The organism is Paraburkholderia sp. Clong3 (assembly GCF_050436485.1).
Taxonomy (GTDB): Bacteria; Pseudomonadota; Gammaproteobacteria; order Burkholderiales; family Burkholderiaceae; genus Paraburkholderia; species Paraburkholderia tuberum.
This window is the reverse complement of sequence record NZ_JBNDMH010000002.1, coordinates 2,276,856-2,301,493: the sequence shown is the minus strand read 5'-3', so window position 1 is coordinate 2,301,493 and position 24,638 is coordinate 2,276,856. Positions and strand designations below refer to the sequence as shown.

At 64.8% G+C, this 24,638-nt stretch carries 27 protein-coding genes; 6 read left to right on the top strand and 21 right to left on the bottom strand.

Annotated features, from left to right (window positions below; genetic code table 11):
• Positions 1-40 precede the first annotated feature (40 nt).
• The 4 genes from OKW30_RS14820 to waaA all read left to right on the top strand — a co-directional run bounded on the left by OKW30_RS14820 (position 41) and on the right by waaA (position 4,979).
• Complete coding sequence (locus tag OKW30_RS14820) at positions 41-1,435, top strand: phosphomannomutase/phosphoglucomutase (RefSeq protein ID WP_184045478.1); 1,395 nt, start codon at positions 41-43, stop codon at positions 1,433-1,435.
• 175 nt (positions 1,436-1,610) lie between these two features.
• A complete protein-coding gene (waaC, locus tag OKW30_RS14815) occupies positions 1,611-2,612 on the top strand; it encodes a lipopolysaccharide heptosyltransferase I (RefSeq protein WP_187628535.1) in 1,002 nt (333 codons plus the stop codon).
• A gap of 80 nt (positions 2,613-2,692) precedes the next feature.
• A complete protein-coding gene (locus tag OKW30_RS14810; RefSeq protein ID WP_184020906.1) occupies positions 2,693-3,577 on the top strand; it encodes a Kdo hydroxylase family protein in 885 nt (294 codons plus the stop codon).
• 88 nt (positions 3,578-3,665) lie between these two features.
• On the top strand, positions 3,666-4,979 hold the full coding sequence (waaA, locus tag OKW30_RS14805) for a lipid IV(A) 3-deoxy-D-manno-octulosonic acid transferase (protein WP_187628536.1): 1,314 nt from the start codon (positions 3,666-3,668) through the stop codon (positions 4,977-4,979).
• 282 nt (positions 4,980-5,261) lie between these two features.
• Here waaA and OKW30_RS14800 read toward each other — a convergent pair whose 3' ends face one another.
• Positions 5,262-5,840: a hypothetical protein gene (locus OKW30_RS14800; protein WP_184065214.1), complete on the bottom strand. Its 579-nt coding sequence runs from the start codon at positions 5,838-5,840 to the stop codon at positions 5,262-5,264.
• A complete protein-coding gene (locus OKW30_RS14795) occupies positions 5,830-6,318 on the bottom strand; it encodes a hypothetical protein (protein WP_429346987.1) in 489 nt (162 codons plus the stop codon). The genes OKW30_RS14800 and OKW30_RS14795 overlap by 11 nt, the downstream gene beginning before the upstream one ends.
• 442 nt (positions 6,319-6,760) lie before the next feature.
• Here OKW30_RS14795 and OKW30_RS14790 point away from each other — a divergent pair, with 442 nt between their 5' ends.
• On the top strand, positions 6,761-6,979 hold the full coding sequence (locus OKW30_RS14790; RefSeq protein WP_429346986.1) for a hypothetical protein: 219 nt from the start codon (positions 6,761-6,763) through the stop codon (positions 6,977-6,979).
• A 12-nt stretch (positions 6,980-6,991) separates the two neighbouring features.
• Here OKW30_RS14790 and ureG read toward each other — a convergent pair whose 3' ends face one another.
• The 19 genes from ureG to OKW30_RS14695 form a co-directional block, all read right to left on the bottom strand.
• Positions 6,992-7,654: an urease accessory protein UreG gene (gene ureG / locus OKW30_RS14785; RefSeq protein ID WP_187628541.1), complete on the bottom strand. Its 663-nt coding sequence runs from the start codon at positions 7,652-7,654 to the stop codon at positions 6,992-6,994.
• Positions 7,655-7,674: 20 nt separating this feature from the next.
• Positions 7,675-8,355 (bottom strand): urease accessory protein UreF, encoded by a 681-nt coding sequence (locus tag OKW30_RS14780; RefSeq protein WP_429347758.1) that lies wholly within the window; start codon positions 8,353-8,355, stop codon positions 7,675-7,677.
• A complete protein-coding gene (gene ureE, locus OKW30_RS14775) occupies positions 8,342-8,977 on the bottom strand; it encodes an urease accessory protein UreE (RefSeq protein ID WP_184059706.1) in 636 nt (211 codons plus the stop codon). Before ureE ends, OKW30_RS14780 begins: the two co-directional genes overlap by 14 nt.
• Positions 8,978-8,979: 2 nt before the next feature.
• Positions 8,980-10,686: an urease subunit alpha gene (gene ureC / locus OKW30_RS14770; protein ID WP_187611811.1), complete on the bottom strand. Its 1,707-nt coding sequence runs from the start codon at positions 10,684-10,686 to the stop codon at positions 8,980-8,982.
• 87 nt (positions 10,687-10,773) lie between these two features.
• The gene (locus OKW30_RS14765; RefSeq protein ID WP_429346985.1) at positions 10,774-11,079 is read right to left on the bottom strand and encodes an urease subunit beta; all 306 of its coding nucleotides are present in this window, start codon (positions 11,077-11,079) and stop codon (positions 10,774-10,776) included.
• A 25-nt stretch (positions 11,080-11,104) separates the two neighbouring features.
• The gene (gene ureA / locus OKW30_RS14760; RefSeq protein ID WP_008923043.1) at positions 11,105-11,407 is read right to left on the bottom strand and encodes an urease subunit gamma; all 303 of its coding nucleotides are present in this window, start codon (positions 11,405-11,407) and stop codon (positions 11,105-11,107) included.
• A gap of 160 nt (positions 11,408-11,567) precedes the next feature.
• A complete protein-coding gene (locus tag OKW30_RS14755) occupies positions 11,568-12,380 on the bottom strand; it encodes a transporter substrate-binding domain-containing protein (protein ID WP_090803364.1) in 813 nt (270 codons plus the stop codon).
• A 214-nt stretch (positions 12,381-12,594) separates the two neighbouring features.
• On the bottom strand, positions 12,595-13,464 hold the full coding sequence (locus OKW30_RS14750; protein WP_429294637.1) for an urease accessory protein UreD: 870 nt from the start codon (positions 13,462-13,464) through the stop codon (positions 12,595-12,597).
• A gap of 71 nt (positions 13,465-13,535) precedes the next feature.
• Positions 13,536-13,733 (bottom strand): hypothetical protein, encoded by a 198-nt coding sequence (locus OKW30_RS14745; protein WP_184059700.1) that lies wholly within the window; start codon positions 13,731-13,733, stop codon positions 13,536-13,538.
• 58 nt (positions 13,734-13,791) lie between these two features.
• Entirely contained in the window at positions 13,792-14,151 is a 360-nt protein-coding gene (locus tag OKW30_RS14740) for a hypothetical protein (RefSeq protein ID WP_429346984.1), read from the bottom strand.
• Between the two features lie 75 nt (positions 14,152-14,226).
• The gene (urtE, locus tag OKW30_RS14735) at positions 14,227-14,919 is read right to left on the bottom strand and encodes an urea ABC transporter ATP-binding subunit UrtE (protein ID WP_184065223.1); all 693 of its coding nucleotides are present in this window, start codon (positions 14,917-14,919) and stop codon (positions 14,227-14,229) included.
• A gap of 50 nt (positions 14,920-14,969) precedes the next feature.
• On the bottom strand, positions 14,970-15,833 hold the full coding sequence (gene urtD / locus OKW30_RS14730) for an urea ABC transporter ATP-binding protein UrtD (protein ID WP_184065225.1): 864 nt from the start codon (positions 15,831-15,833) through the stop codon (positions 14,970-14,972).
• Positions 15,833-17,032, bottom strand: a complete 1,200-nt coding sequence (urtC, locus tag OKW30_RS14725; RefSeq protein WP_429346983.1) for an urea ABC transporter permease subunit UrtC — start codon at positions 17,030-17,032, stop codon at positions 15,833-15,835. Before urtC ends, urtD begins: the two co-directional genes overlap by 1 nt.
• A 1-nt stretch (position 17,033) precedes the next feature.
• Positions 17,034-18,668 carry an urea ABC transporter permease subunit UrtB gene (urtB, locus tag OKW30_RS14720; protein ID WP_429347757.1) on the bottom strand — a complete coding sequence of 545 codons (1,635 nt, stop codon included), beginning with the start codon at positions 18,666-18,668 and terminating at the stop codon, positions 17,034-17,036.
• 291 nt (positions 18,669-18,959) lie between these two features.
• Positions 18,960-20,258 carry an urea ABC transporter substrate-binding protein gene (urtA, locus tag OKW30_RS14715; protein WP_184065234.1) on the bottom strand — a complete coding sequence of 433 codons (1,299 nt, stop codon included), beginning with the start codon at positions 20,256-20,258 and terminating at the stop codon, positions 18,960-18,962.
• A gap of 483 nt (positions 20,259-20,741) precedes the next feature.
• The gene (locus tag OKW30_RS14710; protein WP_184020941.1) at positions 20,742-20,969 is read right to left on the bottom strand and encodes a hypothetical protein; all 228 of its coding nucleotides are present in this window, start codon (positions 20,967-20,969) and stop codon (positions 20,742-20,744) included.
• A gap of 10 nt (positions 20,970-20,979) precedes the next feature.
• Positions 20,980-21,861: a hypothetical protein gene (locus OKW30_RS14705; RefSeq protein WP_184065237.1), complete on the bottom strand. Its 882-nt coding sequence runs from the start codon at positions 21,859-21,861 to the stop codon at positions 20,980-20,982.
• 334 nt (positions 21,862-22,195) lie between these two features.
• Entirely contained in the window at positions 22,196-22,519 is a 324-nt protein-coding gene (locus tag OKW30_RS14700) for a rhodanese-like domain-containing protein (protein WP_018419659.1), read from the bottom strand.
• Positions 22,520-22,608: 89 nt separating this feature from the next.
• Positions 22,609-23,262, bottom strand: a complete 654-nt coding sequence (locus OKW30_RS14695) for a protein-L-isoaspartate O-methyltransferase family protein (RefSeq protein WP_429346982.1) — start codon at positions 23,260-23,262, stop codon at positions 22,609-22,611.
• A gap of 286 nt (positions 23,263-23,548) precedes the next feature.
• Between OKW30_RS14695 and OKW30_RS14690 the strand changes: the two genes are divergently transcribed.
• On the top strand, positions 23,549-24,637 hold the full coding sequence (locus OKW30_RS14690) for a LacI family DNA-binding transcriptional regulator (RefSeq protein ID WP_429346981.1): 1,089 nt from the start codon (positions 23,549-23,551) through the stop codon (positions 24,635-24,637).
• Position 24,638 lies beyond the last annotated feature (1 nt).

Below are 24,638 nucleotides of genomic sequence, written 5' to 3'. Positions count from 1 at the left end.
GCGCAGGTCAAAATTTTCCATTGCACGCAAGTGAGCCAACATGATCTCCAAATCCATTTTCAAGGCGTATGACATTCGTGGCGTTATTGGCAAGACGCTCGACGCCGACGCCGCGCGTTCCATCGGTCGCGCATTCGGCAGCGAAGTGCGCGCGCAGGGCGGCGACGCGGTCGTGGTCGCGCGCGACGGACGCCTGTCGGGCCCCGAGCTGATCGGGGCGCTGTCCGACGGCCTGCGTGCGGCCGGCGTCGATGTCGTGAACGTGGGCATGGTGCCCACGCCGGTCGGCTACTTCGCGGCGAGCGTACCGTTGAAACTGGCGGGCGGCGAGCGCCGCGTCGACTCGTGCATCGTCGTGACGGGTAGCCATAATCCGCCGGACTACAACGGCTTCAAGATGGTGCTGCGCGGCGCGGCCATTTACGGCGAGCAGATTCTCGCGCTGCATCAGCGCATCGTCGACGAGAACTTCGCCGACGGCAGCGGCAGCTACGCCGAGTACGACATCGCCGACGCGTATCTCGAGCGCATCGCGAGCGACGTGAAGCTCGCGCGTCCGATCAAGATCGTCGTCGATACCGGCAACGGCGTGGCCGGTGGGCTCGCGCCGAAGCTGTTCAGGAAGCTCGGCTGCGAACTCGTCGAACTGTTCACCGAAGTCGACGGCAACTTCCCGAATCACCACCCGGACCCGGCGCACCCGGAGAACCTCGAAGACGTGATTCGCGCGCTGAAGGAAACGGATGCGGAAATCGGCTTCGCGTTCGACGGCGACGGCGACCGCCTCGGCGTCGTCACCAAAGACGGCCAGATCATCTACCCGGACCGTCAGCTGATGCTGTTCGCCGAAGAAGTGCTGTCGCGCAACAAGGGCGCGCAGATCATTTACGACGTGAAGTGCACGCGCAATCTCGCGAAGTGGGTCAAGGACAAGGGCGGCGAGCCGCTGATGTGGAAGACCGGCCACTCGCTCGTGAAGGCGAAGCTGCGCGAAACCGGCGCGCCGCTGGCTGGCGAAATGAGCGGCCACGTGTTCTTCAAGGACCGCTGGTATGGTTTCGACGACGGCCTGTACACGGGAGCGCGTCTGCTCGAGATCCTCACGCGTGTCGCCGACCCGAGCAAGCTGCTGAACTCGCTGCCGAACTCGCACTCCACGCCCGAGCTGCAGCTGAAACTCGAGGAAGGCGAGAACTTCGAGCTGATCGCGCGTATGCAGCAGAACGCGAAGTTCACCGGCGCGGACAACGTCGTGAAGATCGACGGTCTGCGCGTCGAGTATCCGGACGGCTTCGGCCTCGCGCGTTCGTCGAACACGACGCCGGTCGTGGTGATGCGTTTCGAGGCCGACAACGACGCGGCGCTCAAACGCATCCAGGACGACTTCCGCCGCGTGATTCTCGCGGAGAAGGCTGATGCGAAACTGCCGTTCTGACGGCTGATGCGGCGCTGCGCTTCGAAGTTCGTTAAGACGGCTCGAAGCGTCGCCCCTACCGAACGCGGCGCGGGTTGCCTTACCGCGCCGCGTTTTTCATGTCTTTCATGGACGGCGCGCTAGAATTGCGGTCCTTTCAACGCATCTTCGAGCCGGATAGCCGGTTTTCCCACTCTTGAGCGCGCAAAAGATACTGATCGTGAGGGTGTCGTCGCTGGGCGACGTCGTTCACAACATGCCCGTGATCGCCGACATCCGGCGCCGCCATCCCGACGCGCAGATCGACTGGCTCGTCGAGGAAAGCTTCGTCGGGCTCGTGGAACTCGTGAGCGGCGTGCGGCGCGCGATTCCGGTGTCGCTGCGGCGCTGGCGCAAGCGCATCCTGTCCGTCGACAACTGGCGCGAGATCGGCGCGTTTCGCCGCGCCCTCGCCGCCGAGCACTACGATCTGGTGATCGACTGCCAGGGCCTCATCAAGACCGCGTGGGTCGCGAACATGGCGCGCGGACCGCTCGTCGGCCTCGGCAACCGTACCGAAGGCGCCGGCTACGAATGGCCGGTGCGCTTTTTCTACGGGCGGCGCGTGCCGATCGCGCCGCGCACGCACGTGGTCGAACGCACGCGTCAACTGGTGGCCGCGGCGCTGAACGATCCGCCGCCGCAACCCACCGACGACATCGACTTCGGTCTCGACACGGGCCGTGCCGCGCTCGCGCTGTCGCAGGCGAATCTGAATCTGCCGGTGCCGTACGTGGTGTTCGTGCACGCGACTTCGCGCGCCGACAAGCAGTGGCCCGATGCCGCGTGGATCGAACTCGGGCAGGCGCTGGTGCGGCGCGGCGCGTCGATCGTGCTGCCGTGGGGCAGCGACGCCGAGCGCGCGACCAGCGAGCGGCTCGCGAAGGAGTTCGGCGCGGCCGCGATCGTGCCGCCGAAGCTGTCGCTGCCGGCGGTGGTGGGGCTGATCGATGGCGCGGCCGCGACGGTCGGGGTTGACACAGGTCTGGTCCATATCGCGGCGGCGCTGAAGCGGCCCACGGTCGAGTTGTACAATTTCTCGACCGCGTGGCGCACCGGCGGCTACTGGTCGCCGAACGTCGTCAATCTCGGCGCGGCGGGGCAGCCGCCTACGCTGCAGCAGGTGAAGTCGGTGCTTGCCGGCTTCGGGCTGTTGTAACCCGGGCCGGCCGGCATCAGCACCTGCTGCATCCTGTCGGTGCGCTTCGCCTTGCGCACCCTCCGTTCCAAAGGGCGACCATGAACGAAACCCAGATCATCGAAGTAGCGAACGCCGACTGGCACGGCTGCAACCTGTCCGTGCCTCGAGAGACGCTGCTCGCCGGCGTCGAGCGCGGCAAGGTGCTGTACTTCCCGAACCTGCGCTTCGCGATCGACGGCGGCGAGCAGGCGCTGCTCGACCCGGCGCTCGCCGATCCGAACCGCAAGAACATCAGCCTCGAACCGAACGGCGGCGCGTTGCATGGCGTGGCCGGCGATGCGGTCACGCAATCGGCGGTGCGCGCGTTGATCGCGCGTTATCAGGCGAATGCGCGAACGCTCGTCGACGGGCTCTTTCCCGAGTACAGCGGCAAGCTGCGGGTCGCGCCGACGAGCCTGCGGCTGCATCAGGTCGAGACACGCGAAACCTCGTGGCGCAAGGACGATAGCCGTCTGCACGTCGACGCGTTTCCGTCGCGGCCGAATTACGGCGAGCGCATCCTGCGCGTGTTCACCAACGTCAATCCGCATGGCGTGCCGCGCGTATGGCGCGTCGGCGAGCCGTTCGAGGATATGGCGCAGCGCTTCCTGCCGCGTATCAAGCCGCAGATGCCCGGCTCCGCGTGGCTGCTGAATCTGCTGCACGTGACCAAATCGCTGCGCAGCGAATACGATCATCTGATGCTCAGTCTGCACGACGGCATGAAGGCCGACCTCGACTATCAGAAGACGAGCCCGCAACAGACCATGCCGTTTCCACCGGGCAGCGTGTGGGTGTGCTTCTCCGACCAGACCTCGCATGCGGTGATGTCCGGCCAGTTCATGCTGGAGCAGACTTTCTTCCTGCCAGTGAAGGCGATGGCGCAGCCGGAATGCGCGCCGCTCGGCATTCTCGAGCGCCTGAAGGGCAGGGCGCTGGTTTGAGCGCGGCGGTCGATTCGAGGGCCGGGCAGATGCCGGCCCGCATCGCGCGCGTGAGCGCGCTGCGCTTTCCGAATCACGCGGGGCGCCGATGCTAAGGGCGATCTATCGCGCGCTCTGGTGGCTCATCGCGCCGCTGGCGGTGCTGCGTCTGTTGATCCGTTCGCGTAAGGAGCGCGGCTATCGCGAGCATATCGGCGAGCGCTTCGGTTATTCGCGCGGACGCTTGTTGGAGGACAGCGCGCCGTTGATCTGGGTGCATGCGGTGTCGGTCGGCGAGACGCGCGCCGCGCAACCGCTGATCGATGCGCTGATGAAGGCGCGCCCCGACGCGCACATTCTGCTTACGCACATGACGCCGAGCGGCCGCGCGACCGGCATCGAGATTTTCGGCGACCGCGTGTTGCGCAGTTATCTACCGTACGACATGCCGCATGCGGTACGGCGCTTCTTGCGCGGGTGGCGGCCGTCGCTCGGTCTCGTGATGGAAACCGAGGTGTGGCCGACCCTGATCGACGAGTGCCGTCGCGCCGACGTGCCGCTCGTGCTGACCAACGCGCGGATGTCGGCGCGTTCGTTCAAGCGCGCGGCGAAATTCGGCGGTGCGACGAAAGACGTGTTCGGCGGCTTCGCGCGCGTGCTCGCGCAGAGTCCGTCCGATGCCGAGCGGTTGACCTCGCTCGGCGCGCGCAATGTCGCGGTGCTCGGCAATCTGAAGTTCGACATGAGCACGCCGCCCGAACTCGCGGCACGCGGCCACGCGTGGCGCGCGGCGATCGGCACGCGGCCCGTGTGGGTCGCGGCGAGCACGCGCGAGGGCGAAGAAGCGCTCGTGCTCGAGGCGTTCGCGGCGCTCGGCATCGACGATGCGCTGCTGCTTCTGGTGCCGCGTCATCCGCAGCGCTTCAATGAAGTCGCGGCGCTCGTCGAGAAAGCGGGGTTGCGGCTCGAACGCCGATCGAGTTGGGCGCCCGATGCGAAGGTCGCGTCGGCGGCGCGCACCGCTGACGATGGCGTGGCGCCGCTGCCTCGCGACGTGAACGTGCTGCTCGGCGATTCGATGGGCGAGTTGGGCGCTTACTACGCGGCGTCGGATCTTGCGTTTATCGGCGGCAGTCTGTTGCCGCTTGGCGGACAGAACCTGATCGAAGCGTGCGCGGTCGGCGTGCCGGTGCTGATCGGGCCGCACGTGTTCAACTTCACGCAAGCCACCGCCGATGCGGTCGCGGCCGGTGCCGCCGTGCAGGTGCAGGACCCGGCCGATCTGGCGCGCGCGCTGCGCGAGCTGTTCGGCGACAAGTCGCGGCGGCTCGCGATGGGCGGTGCGGCTGCCGCGTTTGCGGCGAGGCATCGCGGGGCGACGGCGAGGACGGTGGATGTGTTGGCGGCGTTGTTGCCGGAGTAGAGGTGACTGTGGTGCCGCGGTTAGCAAAAAAGGGACGCCCGACTCTGTTGTACTTTTTCCTGCAGTGGCGTCGTGCCCGAGATGTCGGGGGCCTCAGGAAGCGACAAGGCGCAGTCCGCGCCAATCGAAGTGCAAAATTCTGAGCTGAGGTCCCGGAACGCCGGTGACGACCGCGCCGAGCGAATTATTCAAGCCGCGAGCGCCACGCACTTTGTGGCTAACGCTTGCTTATGTGATATGAACCATCCGAGTGTTATTGCTGCTTCGCGACAGACTCGTCGCTTATTGGGCTTGTGTCGGCGCTACGGCGTCGAGCGCTTCCTCTTCCTGCGGAGGTGTGTGGGTCTGCCGGATTTGCTCAATCATCTTGGTTAAGACATCAAAAGCCGTTTCCGGCGTGGCTTGCGTCGGGGTTGGTTTGCCTGGGTTTTGATGTGCAATCCAATCGCGATATTGCTTGATTTGCTTGACCTGCCCGATGAGATCGGGGTCAACTTCGCCTTTGAAAAGATTGAGAATCTCACCGAACTTCCAGTATTCGACTTCATTCTCGAACTTTTCAGCCAGCTTGTCGGAATACTGCTGCGGATATCCGGCGGCCAGCAGCCGATTGGCCGTTTGCAGATGCTCGATGACGAACCGCTCAAATGTGGCGAATAGCGCCAAAATGGCAAGGTCAGCCGCTTGCCTGGCTGCGTCTTGAAGGGCGGTATTTGCTTCCTCCGGAGTTGCCCCAATGAACTGTGTGCGTCGGATGAGTTCTTCGTGCTGGATTTGAATCGTGCGCGTGGCGACCTTGAAGCAATCGTTCGCCACAGCAAATGCCTTATAGACTGGATCCAGAGGATTATTAAAATTCATAGTCGGAAACATCCGTGAGCAGGTCAAGAAACAGACTCTCTTCAACGCGCTTTGCTCGACGTACTCTCGCCTCGATCCAGTACCAGCCATCTCCGTCGACTCCAGAAAGCATGGGTGCCGACGACGAGGTTGTGTTTTTCCCACCAACGGTAGTCTGCGTCGAAAACGTCGGACCTTTTCCAACGTAGAAAAGGAACGCATGTCTCGTCACACGGCCGATTAGATCCACTCTCCCGTGCGCGCCGATGATTTTCGATCCGACAGGCTGGATCTTGGCCACTGACACTCCGTCCTTTGATATGTGAAGGATCGGGGCATCATATTGGGCCATCATCTCTTCACTGAGTGTTGTGACGTCGCGTTCCACGGTTAGACCATGGTCTCTGCACCAGGCACTCACTTCCCCCAGGAAGGTTGTGACGCGCTGCACATATTCGGCGGAAGAAGAGCCTGCATCTTCGGTTGTTGGTTCAGCCATTGTCTGTCCTTGTATCGTCAGCATGCGCGCACTGCGGCACGCCAACGTCTGCCAGCACAGTCCACATATTTGCGCGTATCAGTGAGATATGAGCAAATGTTCTCGCGCTCACATCTGAAGCCTCAGCGTACCACTGAATCCGTCGCAAAACCTTCAAAGCGTTTGCTGGCGCTGTTGCGGAATGATCGATTCACGCTCGCCAAGCTTACGTTCGGCGATTTGCAGAGCCACGTGGCGGCGCGTAACGAAGCGCTCGAGTGGGGGCGTTTTCCGAGGTGAAGGTGAACAAACGCGCTATACGCCCGACGTCGCGCTGCGTGAGGCGGGGCGGTATACGCCTTTGCCTACCGTGCCGGGTGCTCCAGAGTTCAACTGAGTTTTCGGCGCAGGGACCCGCGCGCTCAGCGAAGAAGTTTCCAATCCATTCGAACGCGGCTGCGCGTTGTTCCTGTTCGGCGCGTTGCAGCAGTTTTTCTTCGACGGCAACAAGCGCACGTCGCGCTTCATGATGAACGGCGTGCTGATGGCAAACGGTATCGATGTGATCAGCGTGCCCGCTCATCGCGCGGCCGACTTCAACGAAAAGATGGTGCGCTTCTATCTATCGAAGGATGGCACCGAAATGCTGGCATTCCTGCGCGAATGCCATCCTGGCGAGTGAAGCGTCACTTGCTTACACCTTCAACAACCCCTTCTTTTCAATAAACTTGACCACATCATCAAGACCCTCGAGCGCCTTCAGATTGCACATCACAAACGGCCGCTCGCCGCGCATCTTCTTCGCGTCCGATGCCATCACATCGAGGTTCGCGCCCACCAGCGGCGCGAGATCCGTCTTGTTGATCACGAGCAGGTCCGACTTCGTGATGCCGGGTCCGCCCTTGCGCGGAATCTTCTCGCCGCCCGCGACGTCGATCACGTAGATCGTCAGGTCCGACAGCTCCGGGCTGAAGGTCGCCGCGAGGTTGTCGCCGCCCGATTCGATGAACACGATGTCCGCATCCGGAAAACGCGTGAGCATGCGGTCGACCGCTTCGAGGTTGATCGATGCGTCCTCGCGGATCGCGGTGTGCGGGCAGCCGCCCGTCTCGACGCCCATGATGCGCTCGGCCGGCAGCGCGCCCGCGACGGTCAGCAGACGCTGATCCTCTTTCGTATAGATGTCGTTCGTGATCGCGACGAGGTCGTACTGGTCGCGCATCGCCTTGCACAGCATTTCGAGCAGCGTGGTCTTGCCCGAGCCGACCGGGCCGCCGACGCCCACGCGCAGCGGCGGCAGCTTCTTCGTGCGGATCTGGCTCGCGGTATGGGAAACGGAATGATGAGATGCGTTCATGATGGATCGTGGGAATCGTGCTACGAGCGGAAGAGCCGCGAATACTGCGACTCGTGGCGCGCCGACAGAATGCCGAGCTGCGGCGCGAACGTGTTGAGGTCGTCACGCGAGGTCGCGAGCGCGCGCGCGACGGCCGCGTCGATCGGCTCACGCAGCGCGACGATGATGCGTTGCCCCGCGAGTTGGCCGAGCGGCACCGCCTTCAACGCGGCGGCGGCCTGGTTCTCGACCCAGCTGAACGCATAGGCGGCGAGCGCGGCATCGACCGGAGCATCGTGCGCGTGAGCGGCGAATGCGAACGCGCTCGGCTGCGCGAGTGGCGTGAGCGACGCGAGCGTTTCGCGCCTCGCCACGTCGCCCCATTCGAGCGACACACACAGCTGTCGCAGCGACCAGCCCATCTGCTCCGTTTCGCGGCGCAGTTCGGCGGACTCGCGACTCGCGAGGAATTCGGCGTTGGCGTCGGCGAGTTCCACGGCGTCGTGCGTGCGCCAGCGTTCGGTCTGCTGCGCGAGGAACGGCAACTCGCCGCGCGCGAGCACGTCGGTCAGGCCGCGTTCGATCCATATGCGCGCGGAGTCGGCATCGGTGATGAGCTGCGCTTCAATCGCCGCTTCGAGACCCTGCGAATAGCTGAACGCGCCAATCGGCAGTGCTGGCGACGCGAGATGCAGCAGCGCGGTGAATTCAGCGATGCGCATGACGATGCGGGTGGTGTCCATGTCCGCACGATTCGTCGTGCACGTGGTCATGGTCGTGATCGTGCGAGTGCGAAGAGCCCTCATGGGCATGAGCATGCTCATGCCCATGATGCTCACCAAACACCTGCTGCGCGATCGCATAGTCCTCGGCGAACGTCTCGTCGTGCCCATGCTTATGTCCGCCGCCATACGCCCCGGCCTCAGGCTGAAACGGCAGCGACACCTGCTCGACCGTCGCGCCGATGCGCTTGAGCATGTCGGCGAGCACCGGATCGTATTCGAGCTTCAGATAATCGGCGCCCACTTCCACCGGCGTATGACGATTGCCGAGGTGATAGGCGGCGCGCGTCAACGTCAACGCGTCCGATGCGCGTACGACAAGCACGGCTTCATCAGCCGCAACGACACGCACGAGCCCGCCATCATCGGCGACAAGCACGTCGCCATCGCGCAGCACAGTGCCGCGCGGCAACAGCAATGCGATTTCCTCGCCGTCATCGAGCGTCGCGGCGAGACGGCTCTTGCGACGTTCATCGAACGCGAGCGTCAACGTCGGCGCACGCTTGACGAGTACCGGCGCGATCTTCAGATGCGGCGCGAGAAGTTTGTTCAGTGTACGCATGATCAGAACAGGAAATAGCGTTGCGCCATCGGCAGCACGGTGGCCGGATCGCAGGTCAGCAACTGGCCGTCGGCGATCACCTGATAGGTTTCCGGATCGACGCTGATGTTCGGGCGCCACGCGTTGTGAATCATGTCGGCCTTCGTCACGTTGCGGCAGTTCTTCACCGCGACGATGCGCTTGTGCAAACCATAGCGTTCGGCCACATTCGCATCGGCGGCGAGTTGCGACACGAAGGTCAGCGACGTGCGGCCCAGCGCTCCCCCGCGCGTCGCGAACATCTCGCGATAGTGCACGGGCTGCGGCGTCGGAATCGACGCATTCGGATCGCCCATCTGCGCCATCGCGATCATGCCGCCCTTCAGGATCAGCGACGGCTTGATGCCAAAGAACGCCGGCTCCCAGAACACGAGGTCGGCCCACTTGCCCGGTTCGATCGAACCGACTTCATGCGCGATGCCGTGCGTAATCGCCGGATTGATCGTGTACTTCGCGACATAGCGTTTCGCGCGGAAATTGTCGTGGCGCGCGTTGTCCTCGGGCAGCGCGCCGCGTTGCACCTTCATCTTGTGCGCGGTCTGCCACGTGCGGATGATCACTTCGCCGACGCGGCCCATCGCCTGCGAGTCCGAAGAAAGCATCGACAGCGCGCCGAGATCGTGCAGGATGTCCTCGGCGGCGATCGTCTCGCGGCGAATCCGCGATTCGGCGAACGCGATGTCTTCGGCAATCGACGGATCGAGGTGATGGCACACCATCAGCATGTCGAGATGCTCGTCGAGCGTGTTGACCGTGTAGGGCCGCGTCGGATTCGTCGACGACGGCAGCACGTTCGCTTCGCCGCACACCTTGATGATGTCCGGGGCGTGGCCGCCGCCCGCGCCTTCGGTGTGATACGTGTGGATCGTGCGGCCCTTGAACGCGGCGACGGTCGCTTCGACGAAGCCGGCTTCGTTTAGCGTATCCGTGTGGATCGCGACCTGCGTGTCGGTATCGTCGGCGACGCCAAGGCAGTTGTCGATCGCCGCGGGCGTCGTGCCCCAGTCTTCGTGCAGCTTCAAACCGATCGCGCCCGCGGCGATCTGTTCGGTGAGCGGGGCCGGCTGGCTCACGTTGCCCTTGCCGAGAAAGCCGAGGTTCATCGGATAGCCGTCGGCCGCTTGCAACATGCGTTCGAGATGCCATGGCCCCGGTGTGCAGGTGGTCGCATTCGTGCCGGTCGCGGGGCCGGTGCCGCCGCCGAGCATCGTCGTCACGCCGCTCGCGAGCGCTTCCTCGATCTGCTGCGGGCTGATGAAGTGGATGTGCGTATCGATGCCGCCCGCGGTCACGATCAGCCCTTCGCCCGCGATCACTTCGGTGGCCGCGCCAATCGCGATCGTCACATTCGGCTGGATGTCGGGATTGCCGGCCTTGCCGATCGCCGCGATGCGGCCGTCCTTGATGCCGATGTCGGCCTTCACGACGCCCCAGTGATCGAGGATCACCGCGTTCGTCACGACGGTATCGACGACCTCGGCATGCACGCGCTGCGACTGGCCCATGCCGTCGCGAATCACCTTGCCGCCGCCGAACTTGACCTCTTCGCCGTAGGTCGTGAAGTCGCGCTCGATCTCGATCAGCAGTTCGGTGTCGGCGAGGCGCACGCGGTCGCCGGTGGTGGGGCCGAACATCTCCGCGTACGCGCGGCGGCCAATGCGTAGTGTCATGGTGTGGGTCCGGAATGAGCTACAAGCGAGCGACAGGCAAGGCAAGGCGCAGCAGGGCGGTCGAAATGCCAGGGCGCGGGCAGCGCATCACAGCTTGCCCATCACCTTGCCGTTGAAGCCGTAGACGATGCGCGCGCCGGCCAGCGCGACGAGTTCGACCGTGCGCTCCTGACCGGGCTCGAAGCGCACCGCGGTGCCCGCCGCGATGTTCAGGCGAAAGCCGCGCGCCGCTTCGCGATCGAACGACAGCGCGTCGTTCACCTCGTAGAAATGATAATGCGAGCCGATCTGCACGGGACGGTCGCCGGTATTCGACACGACCACCGTGACCGTCGCGCGGCCCGCGTTCAGTTCGTGCTCGCCGTCGTCGATGAGGAGTTCGCCGGGAATCATGGGGCCTGCCTTGACGAAGAGGAGTTCAGGGAATCGGGTGATGGACGGTGACGAGCTTGGTGCCGTCGGGAAACGTCGCTTCGACCTGGATGTCGGGGATCATCTCGGGCACGCCCTCCATCACGTCGGCGCGCGTAAGCAGCGTGGTGCCATAGTGCATCACCTCGGCGACGCTCTTGCCGTCGCGCGCGGCCTCCATCAGCGCGGCGGTGATGAAGGCGACCGCCTCCGGATAGTTCAGCTTGAGGCCGCGCGCGCGGCGCCGTTCGGCGAGCAGCGCGGCGGTGAAGATCAGCAGCTTGTCCTTCTCGCGAGGTGTCAGCTTCATCGGGTGTGGGTCTCGGCGTTTGATGTCTCGTGGCGGCGTCGTGGTCGCGTCGCGGTGACGGGGCCTGGCGTCGCGCGATCAGCCGGTCACGGTATCAAGTCCGGCTAACGGCGCGCTTACAACTACGTTTGCGACCGCGCATGCCACCGCGTTTGCAGAATTACAGGTCGGCGGGCAGCGGTGCGCCGAACCACTTCTTCGACATCGCACCGAGCGTGCCGTCGTGTTTGGCCTGGGCGATCGCAGCATCGACCTTCTGTTGCAGGCGCGGCTCGTTCTTGTTCATGCCGACGAAGCACGGAGAGTTCTTGATCACGAACTTCGGCTCCGGACGGCGCGGCGGATTCTTCGCGAGGATCGCGGCCGCGACGATGTTGCCGGCCGCGATCAACTGCACCTGGCCGGACAGGAACGCGGCGATCGTCGCGTTGTTGTCCTCGAAGCGCTTGATCGTCGCGTTCGGCGCCATCTGCGTGAGACCGATTTCCTCGAGTGCGCCGCGCGTCGCGCCGACGGTCTTGCCGGTGAGATCGGCGGGACCGCTCACCTTGATGTCGGCGGGACCGAACACGCCCTGGTAGTACGGCGCGTACGCGCTCGAAAAGTCGATCACCTTCTCGCGCTCGGGCGTTTTGCCGAGCGACGAGATCACGAGGTCGACCTTGCCCGTTTGCAGATACGGAATGCGGTTCGCGCTGTTGACCGGCACGAGTTCGAGCTTCACGTTCATCGCTTTGGCGAGCAGCGCGGCCGTGTCGATGTCATAGCCCTGCGGCTTCATGTCGGGGCCGACCGAGCCGAACGGCGGATAGTCCTCGGGCACGGCGACCTTCAGCACGCCGGCCTTGGCGATGTTGTCGAGCGTGTCGGCGTGCGCGGGGCCCGCATGAAACGCGAGATCGGCGACGATGGGCAGGGCGAGCAATGCGGCCAGCAAGGCGCGGCGCGCGGAGCGGGAGAGAGTGCGGGTCATGGGCGTGAGCGGTGGTGGTGTCGTGGGTGTCGGGTCGTCGCTGGCTTCATCGTGGCCGGCCGCGAAGTGGCGAGTGCCACGCAAGCTGTGTGCCATCCCTCTGCCGCGTGGCGCGGCGGCGTGCTACGCCAGTTCGCGCACATGGTTGGGGCGTGCGCGTGCGCCGCCTTGGTGCGCAAAGAGCGTGATGAAGACGAAAGCGGGAAGCGCGCTGTCAGGTCGACCAGATCCGCAACGGCACCGCCGCGACACCATGCACGACCGGCCGTAATTGCAGCCAACAGCGCGTGAGCGCGTGCTGCAGCGTTTCCATCGAGCGCGACACCGCACGCACGAGCAGCACGCCGTTCGTCACGCACGAGGCGGCCGCTCGCAACGTGTCGTCGAACGGCAGTTGCGCGCTCAGCGATTCGGCGAGCGCGTCGTCGCAAGCGGCGCCTACGGCCCACAGCGTGCCGTAGGCCGGAAAGCCGGCGAGCCCCTGCGGCGCGTCGCGCAGCGGATCGTCGGCGGTGAGGCTCGCGCGTTCGAACCACAGCAGCTCGCCATTCGCGCCGACGATGCGCGACACCGCGCGCAAGCTACCCGCCGACCAGCGTTCGCCGGCCGCCTGACGTCCGAGCTGGGTCGCGTCCCAGCCGATTGCGCTCGCGCCGTCGGCGAGCGTCAGCGAAAAATCGAGGTGCGCGTTCGCGTGATCGAACACGATGTTGTTCTGCGGCAGCCAGTCGAGCTTCGCGTGCTCACCGACACGCAGCGCGATGCGCTGCCGCGCCGCGCGGCCGTTCGACTTGTACCACTTGGTTGCGCCCGGCGTCGTCAGCACCGCATGCGTTTGCGCGGCGAGCGTGATGTCGATGTCGAGCTGATCGCCACCCGCGACGCCGCCGGGCGGATGCACGATCACCGCGTGACAGATCGCCGGGCCTTCCGGATAGAGCGGCCGTTGCACGCGCAGCGGTCCGTCGTGCAGCCGGTGCGCGAGCGTCGTGCGAGCGTCGCCGCCGACGAAGCCGAGTTCGAGTCGCGCGCGCCACGGCGTGTGCGCGGCGGCGAGCGTGGCGTGGTTTTCGTGAAGCGACATGCGGATGGATGGGGGAATCGGCGTGCGACGAGGATAGCACGCGTGTCGAAGCGCGGAAGCCGCGGCAGCGGCTATGACGCGGTACTCTCGGGCGAGGCTTCGGTCACCGACAGCACCTTGATGCCCTCCCACTGCGGATGCAACAGTCGCAGCAACGCAAGGATCGCGCGGGGGGTGTTTTCCTGGACGGTCAACGAGTCGCTGCCTGTCTGGATTGCTTTCTTGCCATGTTGGCAATACTGATATTCGACGTGAACCGTCACGGACATGCTTTTCTCCCTCCATATCGATGTTGTGTCGCCGACCCGGGCCGTATCGCGGCGGCGTCTAGGGTACGAGTGTCGGCTCGGCGTGATCGTCCACGCCCCGTTCCGCGCGATCGATGAATCCGCAGTCGAGCAATAGCTGACAGAAAGCTTCCGGCGAACACGACGGACCGGTCGTCCCGGCCATTCTCGCGAGAACGTCGGGGAACGACGCGAGCACGTGCCAGCTGTCGTAATACGCGTGCAACTGCGGCGCGAGTTCGTTGCCGAGCTTCTCCCAGCGCACCGACAGCATGCCGACCGTACCGCCGCTGTCCACTTCGAATAGACCAAAAGTGACCGCCGACACGACGTTCATCACCCTGCAATAGGAGGCTGGATTTCTGTAAAACTCGCGTCTGACCTGCTTGTTGTCGTCCATGGTGTCCACCTAGTCGAACCGTTGCGGCGTTGCCTAGCCTGTGTAACGGTTGCGCGGCGGATTACTTGAGCTCGCTTACACGGCAATCAACCCCCTTACCCCATCCGCATCCATGTTCGCCCCCTCGCCGCCCGCGACGATCTCGCCGCGACTCATCACCCAGTAACGATCGGCGATCGCTTTGGCGAAGTCGTAGTACTGCTCGACCAGCAGCACCGTCATGCCCATGTCCTCGACGAGCTGCCGCAGCGTGCGGCCGATGTCCTGAATGATCGACGGCTGGATGCCCTCGGTCGGCTCATCGAGGATCAGCAGTTGCGGCTCGCTCATCAGCGCGCGGCCGATCGCGAGCTGTTGCTGCTGACCGCCGGAGAGATCGCCGCCGCGCCGGTTGCGCATGTCCTTCAGTACCGGGAAAAGCTCGTAGATGCGCTCGGGGATTGTCTTCGGCGCCTTTCTGCTCGCGGCGCCCACCAGCAGATTTTCCTCGACGGTGAGGCGCGGAAAGATATCGCGGCCCTGCGGCACGTAGGCGAGCCCCTGAGCGACGCGGGCATGGGTCGGCAGTTTCATCAACTGTTCGCCGCGCCATGCGATCGCGCCGCTTTTCGCGGGCACGACGCCCATCAGGCAGCGCAGCAGCGTGGTCTTGCCGACGCCGTTGCGCCCGAGCAGCACCGTCAGCTTGCCGTCGGGCACCGTGAGCTTCACGTCGCGCAGAATATGGCTGCCGCCGTAGTATTGGTTCAGTCGGTCTACTTCGAGCATTGTTCAGTCGTCCTGTCGGGTTGACGATGCGGTGCCGCTTCCAGCAGCAATCAGCGGCCTAGATAAGACTCGATCACCGTCTCGTCGCGCTTGACTTCGTCGAGCGTGCCGTGCGCGAGCACGCGGCCTTCGGCCATCACCGTCACCTTGCCTGTGTCGCCCGCGAGCGCCGCGACGAACTCCATGTCGTGCTCGACGACCATCATCGAGCAGGTGCCGCGCAGGTGGTTGAGCAATTCGGCGAGTTGCATCGTTTCGTCATCGGTCATGCCGGCCGCCGGTTCGTCGAGCAGCAGCAGCGCCGGTCGCTGCATCAGCAGCATGCCGATTTCGAGGCGCTGCTTCTGGCCGTGCGATAGCTCGCCGGCGAGCCTTCGCGCTTCGCTTTCCAGCCCGATCAGCGCGAGCGTTTCCTCGATGCGGGCCTGCGCGTCGCCATCGAGCCGCGCGCGCAGCGACGCCCACCAGCCCTTGTCGGTCTTCATCGCGAGTTCGAGGTTTTCCCACACCGGATGCTGCTCGAACACGGTCGGCTTCTGGAACTTGCGGCCGATGCCGGCGCGCGCGATCGCCGGTTCGTTCATGCGCGTGAGATCGATCGACTGGCCGAGAAACACCTTGCCGTGATCGGGCGCGGTCTTGCCCGTGATCACGTCCATCATCGTCGTCTTGCCCGCGCCGTTCGGGCCGATGATGCAGCGCAGTTCGCCCGCGTCGATCGCGAGCGACAGCGCGTTCAGCGCGCGAAAGCCGTCGAAGCTGACCGTCACGTCTTCGAGGTAGAGGATCGTGCCGTGCGATACGTCGATCTCGCCGGGCACGACCGCGTGTCCCATGCTCGCGACGCCGCTCAGCGAGCGTTCCGGTGGTGCTTCGGGTAAAGCCAGATCGGGAACCATCGGGTTTTCGTTCATCAGCGGTTCCTTTTACGCGTCAGCAGATCGGCGAGCCCCATGATGCCGTTCGGCAGCAGCAGCGGCACCAGCACGAAGATCAGGCCGAGAAAGAACAGCCAGTATTCGGGGAAGTTCGCCGTGAAGAAGCTCTTCGCACCGTTCACGGCGAACGCGCCGATGATGGGGCCGATCAGCGTGCCGCGTCCGCCGACCGCCACCCAGATCGCCATTTCGATCGAGTTGCCCGGCGACATCTCGCCCGGATTGATGATGCCGACCTGCGGCACGTACAATGCGCCCGCAATGCCGCACAGCACCGCCGACACGGTCCACACGAACAGCTTGTACGCGAGCGGGCTGTAGCCGAGGAACATCAGCCGCGTTTCGCCGTCGCGCACCGCGGTCACCACGCGGCCGAGCTTCGACGTGACGATCGCGCGCGCGCCGATGAACGCGGCGATCAGCACGGCGAACGTAATGAGCAGCAAGGCGGCGCGCGTGCCCTGATGCGTGATCGGAAAACCGCCGATGCGCTTGAAGTCGGTAAAGCCGTTATTGCCGCCGAAGCCCGTCTCGTTGCGAAAGAACAGCAGCATCGCGGCAAAGGTCATGGCCTGCGTGATGATCGACAGATAGACACCCTTCACGCGCGAGCGGAACGTGAAGAAGCCGAACACCCACGCGACCACGGCGGGTACCAGCACGACGAGCAAGAGCGCGTAGCCGAGGTGTTGCGTGCCCTGCCAGTACCACGGCAACTGGTGCCAGTCGAGAAACACCATGAAGTCGGGCAGATCGCTGCCGTACTTGCCATCGTGGCCGATCGCGCGCATCAGGTACATGCCGATCGCGTAGCCGCCGAGCGCGAAGAACAAAGCGTGACCCAAACTCAGGATGCCGCAGTAGCCCCACACCAGATCGAGTGCGAGCGCGGCGATCGCATAGCACATGAACTTGCCGGTCAGCGTCATCGCATACGCGGACAGATGCAAGGCGCTCGTCTCCGGAATCACCAGCGCGGCGAACGGCACGCCGAGGCCGAACACGATGATCAGCGCGATCAGCGCGAGCCACGCGCGACGCGACAACAGCGCGGGCCGCGGTGGCAGGCCGAGCGCGAAGCCGGTGTTGGACTCGCGCGCGCCGCCAGCGCCAGCGGCACCGGCGCGCGACGACGAAGCGGAAGCGGGGTCTGCCGATGAAGTAGCCGATGTCATCTCATGCCTCCGCGCTACGGCCCTTCAAGGCGAACATGCCCTGCGGACGCTTCTGGATGAACAGCACGATCAGCACGAGCACCGCGATCTTCGCGAGCACCGCGCCCCAGAACGGTTCGATCGCCTTGCTGACGAGTCCCAGCCCGAAGCCGCCGAGCACGGTGCCCGCGAGCTGGCCGACGCCGCCGAGCACGACCGCCATGAACGAATCGATGATGTAGCTCTGGCCGAGGTCCGGCCCGACATTGCCGATCTGCGACAGCGCGCAGCCGCCGAGCCCCGCGATGCCCGCGCCGAACGCGAACGCATACGAATCGACGCGCGCGGTCTTCACGCCGACGCACGCGGCCATGCGACGGTTCTGCGTGACCGCGCGCACGAACAGACCCAGCCGCGTGCGCGTGAGCACGGCCCACGCGATCGCGACGACGATCATCGAGAACGCGAGAATCGCGAGCCGGTTGTACGGCAGGATCAGATTCGGCAGCACGGTGACGCCGCCGCTCATCCACGACGGATTGACGACCTGGACGTTCTGCGCGCCGAACAGCATGCGGGTGGCCTGAATCAGGATCAGGCTCACGCCGAAGGTGGTGAGCAGCGTTTCGAGCGGGCGGCCGTACAGGTGCTTCAGCACGAGCCGTTCGAGCACGATGCCGACCAGCGCCGCCGCGACGAACGCGGCCGGTATTGCGAGTAGTGGATACCAGTCGAACGCGTTAGGCGCGAAACGCTGAACGAGGTTCTGCACGACATAGGTCGCGTACGCGCCGATCATCAGGAATTCGCCGTGCGCCATGTTGATCACGCCGATCAGGCCATATGTGATGGCGAGGCCGAGCGCGGCGAGCAGCAGCACGCTGCCGAGCGACAGCCCCGCGAACAGCGTGCCCGCGATCTGGCTGCGGCGCTGGATCGCATCGAGCTCATCGATGCCGCTTTGCGCGGCCGCGCGCACGCGTTCGTCGGCTTCGGCAAACGTGCCGTCGGCTTTCTTCGCGACCAGCGGGCGCAGCAGTTCATTCATTTCGAGGTCGTGGCGCGCGGCGACCAGTTGCACCGCTTCGAGGCGCCTGGCCGGATCCGGGTCGTGCAATGCGCTCATCGCCCACAGCGTGTCGAGACGTTTCTTCAGCACGGGATCGGTTTCTTTGGCGCGCGCCGCGTCGACGAGTGGCTTGATCGACGGATCGGGGTTTTGCAGCAGCGCATCGACGGCGGCTGCGCGTGTCGCCCGATCGGGCGAGGCGAGTTGCAGACCCGACAGCGCGCCCGCCACTTTCGAGCGCAGCAGGTTGTTCAGCGTGACCGGTTGCGCGTCGCTCGTGGCGACGGGCTGGCCGGTGACGGCATCGCGGGTGGCGTCGCCGTCCTGCAGCAGTACCGCGCCTGCGTCGGTGGCGAGCGCGTTGTCGTCGGCGAGCGCCTTGAGCACCGCGAGCGACGCGGCATCGTGCGTCGAGATCAGCTTGTCGATCGCGGCGGACTTGGCCTCGAAGTCGTCGCCCGCGAGCGGCGCGACGTCGGCCTGGGTCAGCGCGAATGCGGCGCCCGGCGCGGCGGCGAGAAGGACCGCGAGCGGCAGCAGGAGCGTCGCGCCGCGTCGTCGTACGGAAGTCGGAAATGAAAACGCCATGATGGCCTTTTGCACTGGGTTGAATCGATGAGCCGCCCGAGAGCGCGAGGGCGTCGCGTCAGACGTCGCCGCCGCTTCAGCGGGACGTTGCCGCGCATTGGCGTGCGCGGTCACGCCGCGCGACACAGCGAACGCGCGGCGGCGGCGCGAAGCGCAGGGCGTCTGGGTCACGCGCGAGCCGCGCGCGCGTCGGCACGCAGGTCGCGCGTCGCGACCGGAGCGGCGCTACCCGCGCGGTGACCCGCGCGCCACACCGCCGCCGCGAGCCGCAACGAGGCTCACGCCGACACGTCATGCGACGCGCGAGCGCCGCAGGAACGCCGGAATCGAGCTGACCACATCCGGCTTGCCAGCATTGCCGGCGATGAACGGGCTCCACGGTTGCGCGCGAATCGGTCCCTTGGTGTGCCACACGACGTTGAACTGGCCATCCGCGCGTACCTCGCCGATCATCACCGGCTTGTGCAGATGGTGGTTGCCGTCCATCTCCAGCGTGAAGCCCGACGGTGCGGCGAAAGTCTGGCCGACCATCGCGACGCGGACCTTGTCGACCTCGGTGCTCTTTGCTTTCTCGACCGCCTGCTTCCACATATGCATGCCGACGAAGGTCGCTTCCATCGGATCGTTGGTCACGCGCTTCGTGCCGCCCGGCAGGCTGTTGTCCTTGACCCACGTGGCCCATTGCTTCTTGAACTTCTCGTTGGTCGGATTGCGCAACGACATGAAGTAGTTCCAGGCCGCGAGATTGCCGACGAGCGGCTTCGTATCGATGCCGCGCAGCTCCTCTTCGCCGACCGAGAACGCGACGACCGGCACATCCGACGCCTTCAGCCCCTGGTTGCCGAGCTCCTTGTAGAACGGCACGTTCGAATCGCCGTTCACGGTCGAAATCACCGCGGTCTTGCCGCCTTGCGAAAAGGTCTTGATGTTCGCGACGATGGTCTGATAGTCGCTGTGACCGAACGGTGTATAGACCTCCTGAATGTCGGCTTCCTTCACGCCCTTCGATTTGAGGAACGCGCGCAGGATCTTGTTGGTCGTGCGCGGATACACGTAGTCGGTGCCGAGCAGGAAGAAGCGCTTCGCGCCGCCGCCTTCGGCGCTCATCAGGTATTCGGTCGCGGGAATCGCCTGCTGGTTCGGCGCGGCGCCCGTATAGAACACGTTGCGCGACATTTCCTCGCCTTCGTACTGCACCGGATAGAACAGCAGGCCGTTCAGCTCCTCGAACACCGGCAGCACCGACTTGCGCGACACCGAGGTCCAGCAGCCGAACACGACCGCGCACTTGTCCTGCGTCAGAAGCTGGCGCGCCTTCTCGGCGAACAGCGGCCAGTTCGACGCGGGGTCGACGACCACCGGCTGGATCTGACGGCCCATCACACCGCCGTTCTTGTTGATGTCGGCGATCGTCATCAACGCGGTGTCTTTCAGCGACGTTTCGGAGATCGCCATCGTGCCGGACAGCGAATGCAGGATGCCCACCTTGATCGGGCCGCTATCGGACTGCGCGTGCGCGAACGGCACGCGGCCCGCGAGCGCGAGCGCGCCGGACATGGAGCCGAACTTCAACAGACTGCGACGTTTCATGTGCTTTCCCCTTGTCATTGATGGTCCCTGTTTATGAGCGTCGATTTCAGCCAGCCTGGCTGAGCTCGCACGACTAGCCAATCGTCTACTGCAAGGCACATGCCATGTGACACATTCGGTGCGATGCGCGTGCGATGCCCGTTGCGGCGCGGCTATCGGCGCGAGTGCGGCGCGTCGGGGCATCGATGCCGCGGCGCGAAAGTGGTGCAGTCGCGCGCGCCGCGCCTCGTTCGGGTGCGTGTCGCGCCGCGACGACGCGCACTTCGCCGCCAGCGAAGCGCCGCTGGCGCGCGCTGGGCATCGGCGGTGCATGGGCGGTGCATCGGCGGCATCGGTACGCCGCGTCTTTGTGCATGTCGTGCGCTCTGCCTACTCTGGATGGCCACTGATGCGGAACAAGGAGGCTCGACATGAGCGAACGCGCCGCGGGTGCTCGCGAGCGCGAAGGGGATGTATTACACGACGCACGATGGCCGCGCGAGCTTAGCCAAGAGCAATGATTGAGTCGATCAATTCCGCCCCACCCTCGATGTCTTCGTGGCCAATAAAACGAGACACTTCCATATGCCCATCGCCGAATACATCAATTTCGACGCGCTGGCCGACCACGGTGATGGAAAGAAGCACGCTACCCAGTCGTTGTCGGCTTAAGGAATAGTGAATTTTGGCATCGTCAAGCTTGTCGAGCAGGTCATACAGTGGATGAGGCATGGCTGTCGTCCTATTTCTTGAATCTTCCGTCGTTGAGTAGCTTGAGCGCCTTGCGGGCATCTTTTACCCCGTCCTGCGCATCGCTCCGAATATCGTCCAGTGTTGAGTTTAGGTATTGGCCAGGAAACTCACGCAACACGGACCCTTTGCACTCTGCTGAAATGATGTCGCATGCATACATGTCGCCGCGACTGCCAATACCGGCCAGATACGCGGCGTCACCACTCACCGCGTCCTGCCTATACTCGAACGGCTCTGCATCGCCGAGCAGCGTTAAGGTGAGCCCATCATTGGCCAGGCCGCTGCCATTTGCGCTATCCGCGTCACTCTCAGCGGCCGGCGCACCGACCATGTCGACAGCCGCTTCGAGCAGGGCGCCCACGTCGCTGCTACCGACATGCATTGCTGCGCGTGCGGTTGTCAACCCCGTTTGCCGTGTGGCCGGATGATACGGGCCGACCAACATGGGTCCGCCGTTCGTGAGATCGACTGCCCTCGCCGCGAGAGTCCTGATTGGCGTGACGTGTGACTGCGAAAACAGGTCGGTACGACGCCCCTTAATGGCAAGCAGGGAGCCCCTGCGCACCTCGTCGAGAAGCGCACTGATAACCCACCAGCCATCTGTCTCGGGGTTCCGGTCCCGCACATTATGAAACCACAGCCAGCGATGCTTCATGATGCGCTCGACCAGCTTCCGGTCCTCCCCCCAGTCGCGACAGTTCAGTTCGGCAATACCGAGAAATTCCCGCGTATCTACTTTGGCCTTCTCGGCGTCCGCTGCCTTGCGCAGGCACGCCTTGTAGTGCCACTCGTCACAGATCACATAACATGCACCCAGAGGCCTATGGCAGAACATTTCCAACGAGTGCATCTCAAATACTGACAGGGACATAGGCGTGCCGACGATCTATTTGAAGGCGCTGCCCGGATCGGCAGCGATCAGATAATCACCGCGCGATCGCTTGTCCGTATATGGGCGACGGCCCAAAATTTCCGCTTGCTTTTGCCAGCGTGCGCAATAGTCATCGGTCGGCAGGGACGTCCACGAACAACCGTTAGTCCCTGCTCAATGATGGGCTGAACGTTCGCTCACAAAAAACAAAACACCCCACAAGCCGTCGATCTTGCGGGGTGTTCGCCACCATTTCTGGCGTAGCGCCAACGAAAAGCGGCGCAAGGACCGTCAGCCCTTGCGCCGCTTCAACGCGCTACCTTCGCGCCGAATCTCAGTAAGTCGGAACCGACGGATCGACCTGACGCGACCACGCGTCGATCCCGCCTTGCAGATTGAACACGTTGGTGTGTCCGCGCGATTCGAGGAACATCGCGACCTGCGCGCTGCGCGCACCGTGATGGCAGATGCAGACGATCTGCGCGTCGTCATCGAGTTCTTCGCTGCGCGCGGGAATCTCGCGCATCGGAATCGACACGATGCCGGCGATCGACGCCGTTTGCAGTTCCCACGGCTCGCGTACGTCGAGCAGCACGGGTGCGGGGCGCGAGGTATCGGCGAGCCATTCGGCGAGTGCGGGAGCGGTCAGGTTTTGCATCAGCGAGACATCCAGTTCGTGGGACGGCGGCTTGCTCGCCGCCCGTCCAGATCAACAATACAGCGCCAGGCGCAGCGAAAAAGAGCCGCTTAGAACCTGAACCGCGCCGGCTGCACCGCGTTGGCGAGCGGCTCGACATAGGTTTCGAACACGTCGGAGATGCGGTATTGCTTCTCGTCGATGCGCGTGATGATTTGCGCCTTCATCACCGGCGCGCTGCCGACGAACGCCGCGAGACGGCCGCCGACCTTCAGCTGTTCGAGGATTTCCTGCGGCAGCACCGGCAGACCGCCCGACACGCAGATCACGTCGTACGGTGCCGCGCCGGTCCAGCCGCGCGCGGCGTCGCCGGTCGCGACTTCGACGTTCAGCACGCCGTTGGCGATCAGGTTGCTCTTCGCGAACTCGGTCAGTTCCGGTTCGATGTCGACGGTCAACACGTGTTGCGCGCGATGCGCGAGCAGCGCCGCCATGTAACCCGAGCCCGCGCCGATTTCCAGCACGCTTTCGTGCTTCTTCACCGCAAGTTCCTGCAGCACGCGCGCCTCGATGCGCGGCGCCAGCATGTGCTGGCCGGCCGGCAGCGGCACTTCGAAGTCCGCAAAAGCCAGGTCGCGGTAAGCGGCGGGGACGAAATTCTCACGTTTGACGATCGACAGCAGATTCAGCACGTCCTGGTCGAGCACTTCCCAGGGGCGGATCTGCTGTTCGATCATGTTGAAACGCGCTTGCTCGATGTTCATGGTGGATTCGGCGGTTTTGGTTTGGCGAGCGGGCGGCGGCCGCAGACTTTTGTCCTGACCCGGCCCCGGCGGATTGCCGGCGGCCGCGGCTTCGGAGCAAGGTATTCGCATCGCAAGCCGCGTCAGGGGAACTGCGGGATTGTACCAAATGGCGGACTCGCGCCGGCCGCTCGCGGGCAAGCGCCAGGCCGGGCGGCCCCCGTGTTAATCCCTAGCGATCCGTCCTTGCGATTCGCATCACCATCGCCACAAAATGTAATCGATTACATTTTTGCTGCGAGGTCGTGTGTCCCGAACGCCGTCCCGATCGTCGCCGGCCGTGGTGTCCGGCGCGAGCAGTCGACCGCAACCTCAGCCGCAGAGGCGCTCGCCGCGCGCGGCCGACAGGCCGTCGATCGCCGGCGTGGCCGAGCAGGCGGGCGTGTCAGTCGCGACGGTGTCGCGCGTGCTGAACGGCCACGAGAACGTGCGGACCGCTACCCGCGACAGGGTGCTCGCCGCGATCGACGCGAGCGGCTACCGCGTCAACGAACTTGCGCGCAATCTGCGCACCGCCGAAAGCCGCCTGCTGCTGACGATGGTGCCGGACTTCGGCAATCCGTTTTACGCGGAGATCGTGCGCGGTATCGACAGCGTCGCGCGTCAGCACGGCTATTTCATGCTGCTATGCGACACCGGCGCGGACCCGGGGCGTGAGCGCAGCTACTTCGACATGCTGCGGCGGCGCCGCGCGGACGGCGCGATCTGCCTCGATCCGGCGACGATCCAGCAGGCGCTCGGCGAAGCGTCGCAGGCGCTGCCGTGGGTCGCGTGCTGCGAGTTCGATCCGCAGATGGGCGTGCCCTACGTCGGCATCGACAACTACCGCGCGGCCGGCGACGCCGTGCGCCACCTGCTCACGCGCGGCCACCGGCGCATCGGCTTGATCAATTCCGACGTCGACTATCTGTATGCGCGCCAGCGTCAGCAGGGCTACCTCGACGCCTTGAGCGACGCGGGCATCGCGCCCGACCCGCGCTGGCGCATGAATCTGAACAGCCTCGATTACGAGGCGGGTGCGTCGGCCGCGGCTGCGTTGATGCGGCAGCCCGATGCGCCGAGCGCGATCTTCGCGGTGTCGGACACGCTCGCGATCGGCGTGATCCACGGCTTGCGCAGCGTCGGCAAGCGCGTGCCCGACGACGTCGCCGTGGCCGGCTTCGACGACATCTCGCTCGCCGCGCAGATCGATCCGCCGCTCACGACGATCGCGCAGCCGATGCGCGAGCTTGGCGAGACCGCCGCGCGTCTGCTGCTGCAACGCCTCGCGAATCCGCAGGCCAACGTGCCGGGCGTGCTGCTGCCGCATCGCCTCGTGATCCGCGGGAGTGCGTGAG

What these genes read in the sequence shown, in the direction of transcription:
- OKW30_RS14820 (WP_184045478.1), top strand. Translation starts at nt 41, where the DNA reads ATGATCTCCAAATCCATTTTCAAGGCGTATGACATTCGTGGCGTTATT.
- OKW30_RS14810 (WP_184020906.1), top strand. Translation starts at nt 2,693, where the DNA reads ATGAACGAAACCCAGATCATCGAAGTAGCGAACGCCGACTGGCACGGC.
- waaA (WP_187628536.1), top strand. Translation starts at nt 3,666, where the DNA reads ATGCTAAGGGCGATCTATCGCGCGCTCTGGTGGCTCATCGCGCCGCTG.
- OKW30_RS14800 (WP_184065214.1), bottom strand. Translation starts at nt 5,840, where the DNA reads ATGAATTTTAATAATCCTCTGGATCCAGTCTATAAGGCATTTGCTGTG.
- OKW30_RS14795 (WP_429346987.1), bottom strand. Translation starts at nt 6,318, where the DNA reads ATGGCTGAACCAACAACCGAAGATGCAGGCTCTTCTTCCGCCGAATAT.
- ureG (WP_187628541.1), bottom strand. Translation starts at nt 7,654, where the DNA reads ATGAACGCATCTCATCATTCCGTTTCCCATACCGCGAGCCAGATCCGC.
- OKW30_RS14780 (WP_429347758.1), bottom strand. Translation starts at nt 8,355, where the DNA reads ATGCGCATCGCTGAATTCACCGCGCTGCTGCATCTCGCGTCGCCAGCA.
- ureE (WP_184059706.1), bottom strand. Translation starts at nt 8,977, where the DNA reads ATGCGTACACTGAACAAACTTCTCGCGCCGCATCTGAAGATCGCGCCG.
- ureC (WP_187611811.1), bottom strand. Translation starts at nt 10,686, where the DNA reads ATGACACTACGCATTGGCCGCCGCGCGTACGCGGAGATGTTCGGCCCC.
- OKW30_RS14765 (WP_429346985.1), bottom strand. Translation starts at nt 11,079, where the DNA reads ATGATTCCCGGCGAACTCCTCATCGACGACGGCGAGCACGAACTGAAC.
- ureA (WP_008923043.1), bottom strand. Translation starts at nt 11,407, where the DNA reads ATGAAGCTGACACCTCGCGAGAAGGACAAGCTGCTGATCTTCACCGCC.
- OKW30_RS14755 (WP_090803364.1), bottom strand. Translation starts at nt 12,380, where the DNA reads ATGACCCGCACTCTCTCCCGCTCCGCGCGCCGCGCCTTGCTGGCCGCA.
- OKW30_RS14750 (WP_429294637.1), bottom strand. Translation starts at nt 13,464, where the DNA reads ATGTCGCTTCACGAAAACCACGCCACGCTCGCCGCCGCGCACACGCCG.
- OKW30_RS14745 (WP_184059700.1), bottom strand. Translation starts at nt 13,733, where the DNA reads ATGTCCGTGACGGTTCACGTCGAATATCAGTATTGCCAACATGGCAAG.
- OKW30_RS14740 (WP_429346984.1), bottom strand. Translation starts at nt 14,151, where the DNA reads ATGGACGACAACAAGCAGGTCAGACGCGAGTTTTACAGAAATCCAGCC.
- urtE (WP_184065223.1), bottom strand. Translation starts at nt 14,919, where the DNA reads ATGCTCGAAGTAGACCGACTGAACCAATACTACGGCGGCAGCCATATT.
- urtD (WP_184065225.1), bottom strand. Translation starts at nt 15,833, where the DNA reads ATGAACGAAAACCCGATGGTTCCCGATCTGGCTTTACCCGAAGCACCA.
- urtC (WP_429346983.1), bottom strand. Translation starts at nt 17,032, where the DNA reads ATGACATCGGCTACTTCATCGGCAGACCCCGCTTCCGCTTCGTCGTCG.
- urtB (WP_429347757.1), bottom strand. Translation starts at nt 18,668, where the DNA reads ATGGCGTTTTCATTTCCGACTTCCGTACGACGACGCGGCGCGACGCTC.
- urtA (WP_184065234.1), bottom strand. Translation starts at nt 20,258, where the DNA reads ATGAAACGTCGCAGTCTGTTGAAGTTCGGCTCCATGTCCGGCGCGCTC.
- OKW30_RS14710 (WP_184020941.1), bottom strand. Translation starts at nt 20,969, where the DNA reads ATGCCTCATCCACTGTATGACCTGCTCGACAAGCTTGACGATGCCAAA.
- OKW30_RS14705 (WP_184065237.1), bottom strand. Translation starts at nt 21,861, where the DNA reads ATGTCCCTGTCAGTATTTGAGATGCACTCGTTGGAAATGTTCTGCCAT.
- OKW30_RS14700 (WP_018419659.1), bottom strand. Translation starts at nt 22,519, where the DNA reads ATGCAAAACCTGACCGCTCCCGCACTCGCCGAATGGCTCGCCGATACC.
- OKW30_RS14695 (WP_429346982.1), bottom strand. Translation starts at nt 23,262, where the DNA reads ATGAACATCGAGCAAGCGCGTTTCAACATGATCGAACAGCAGATCCGC.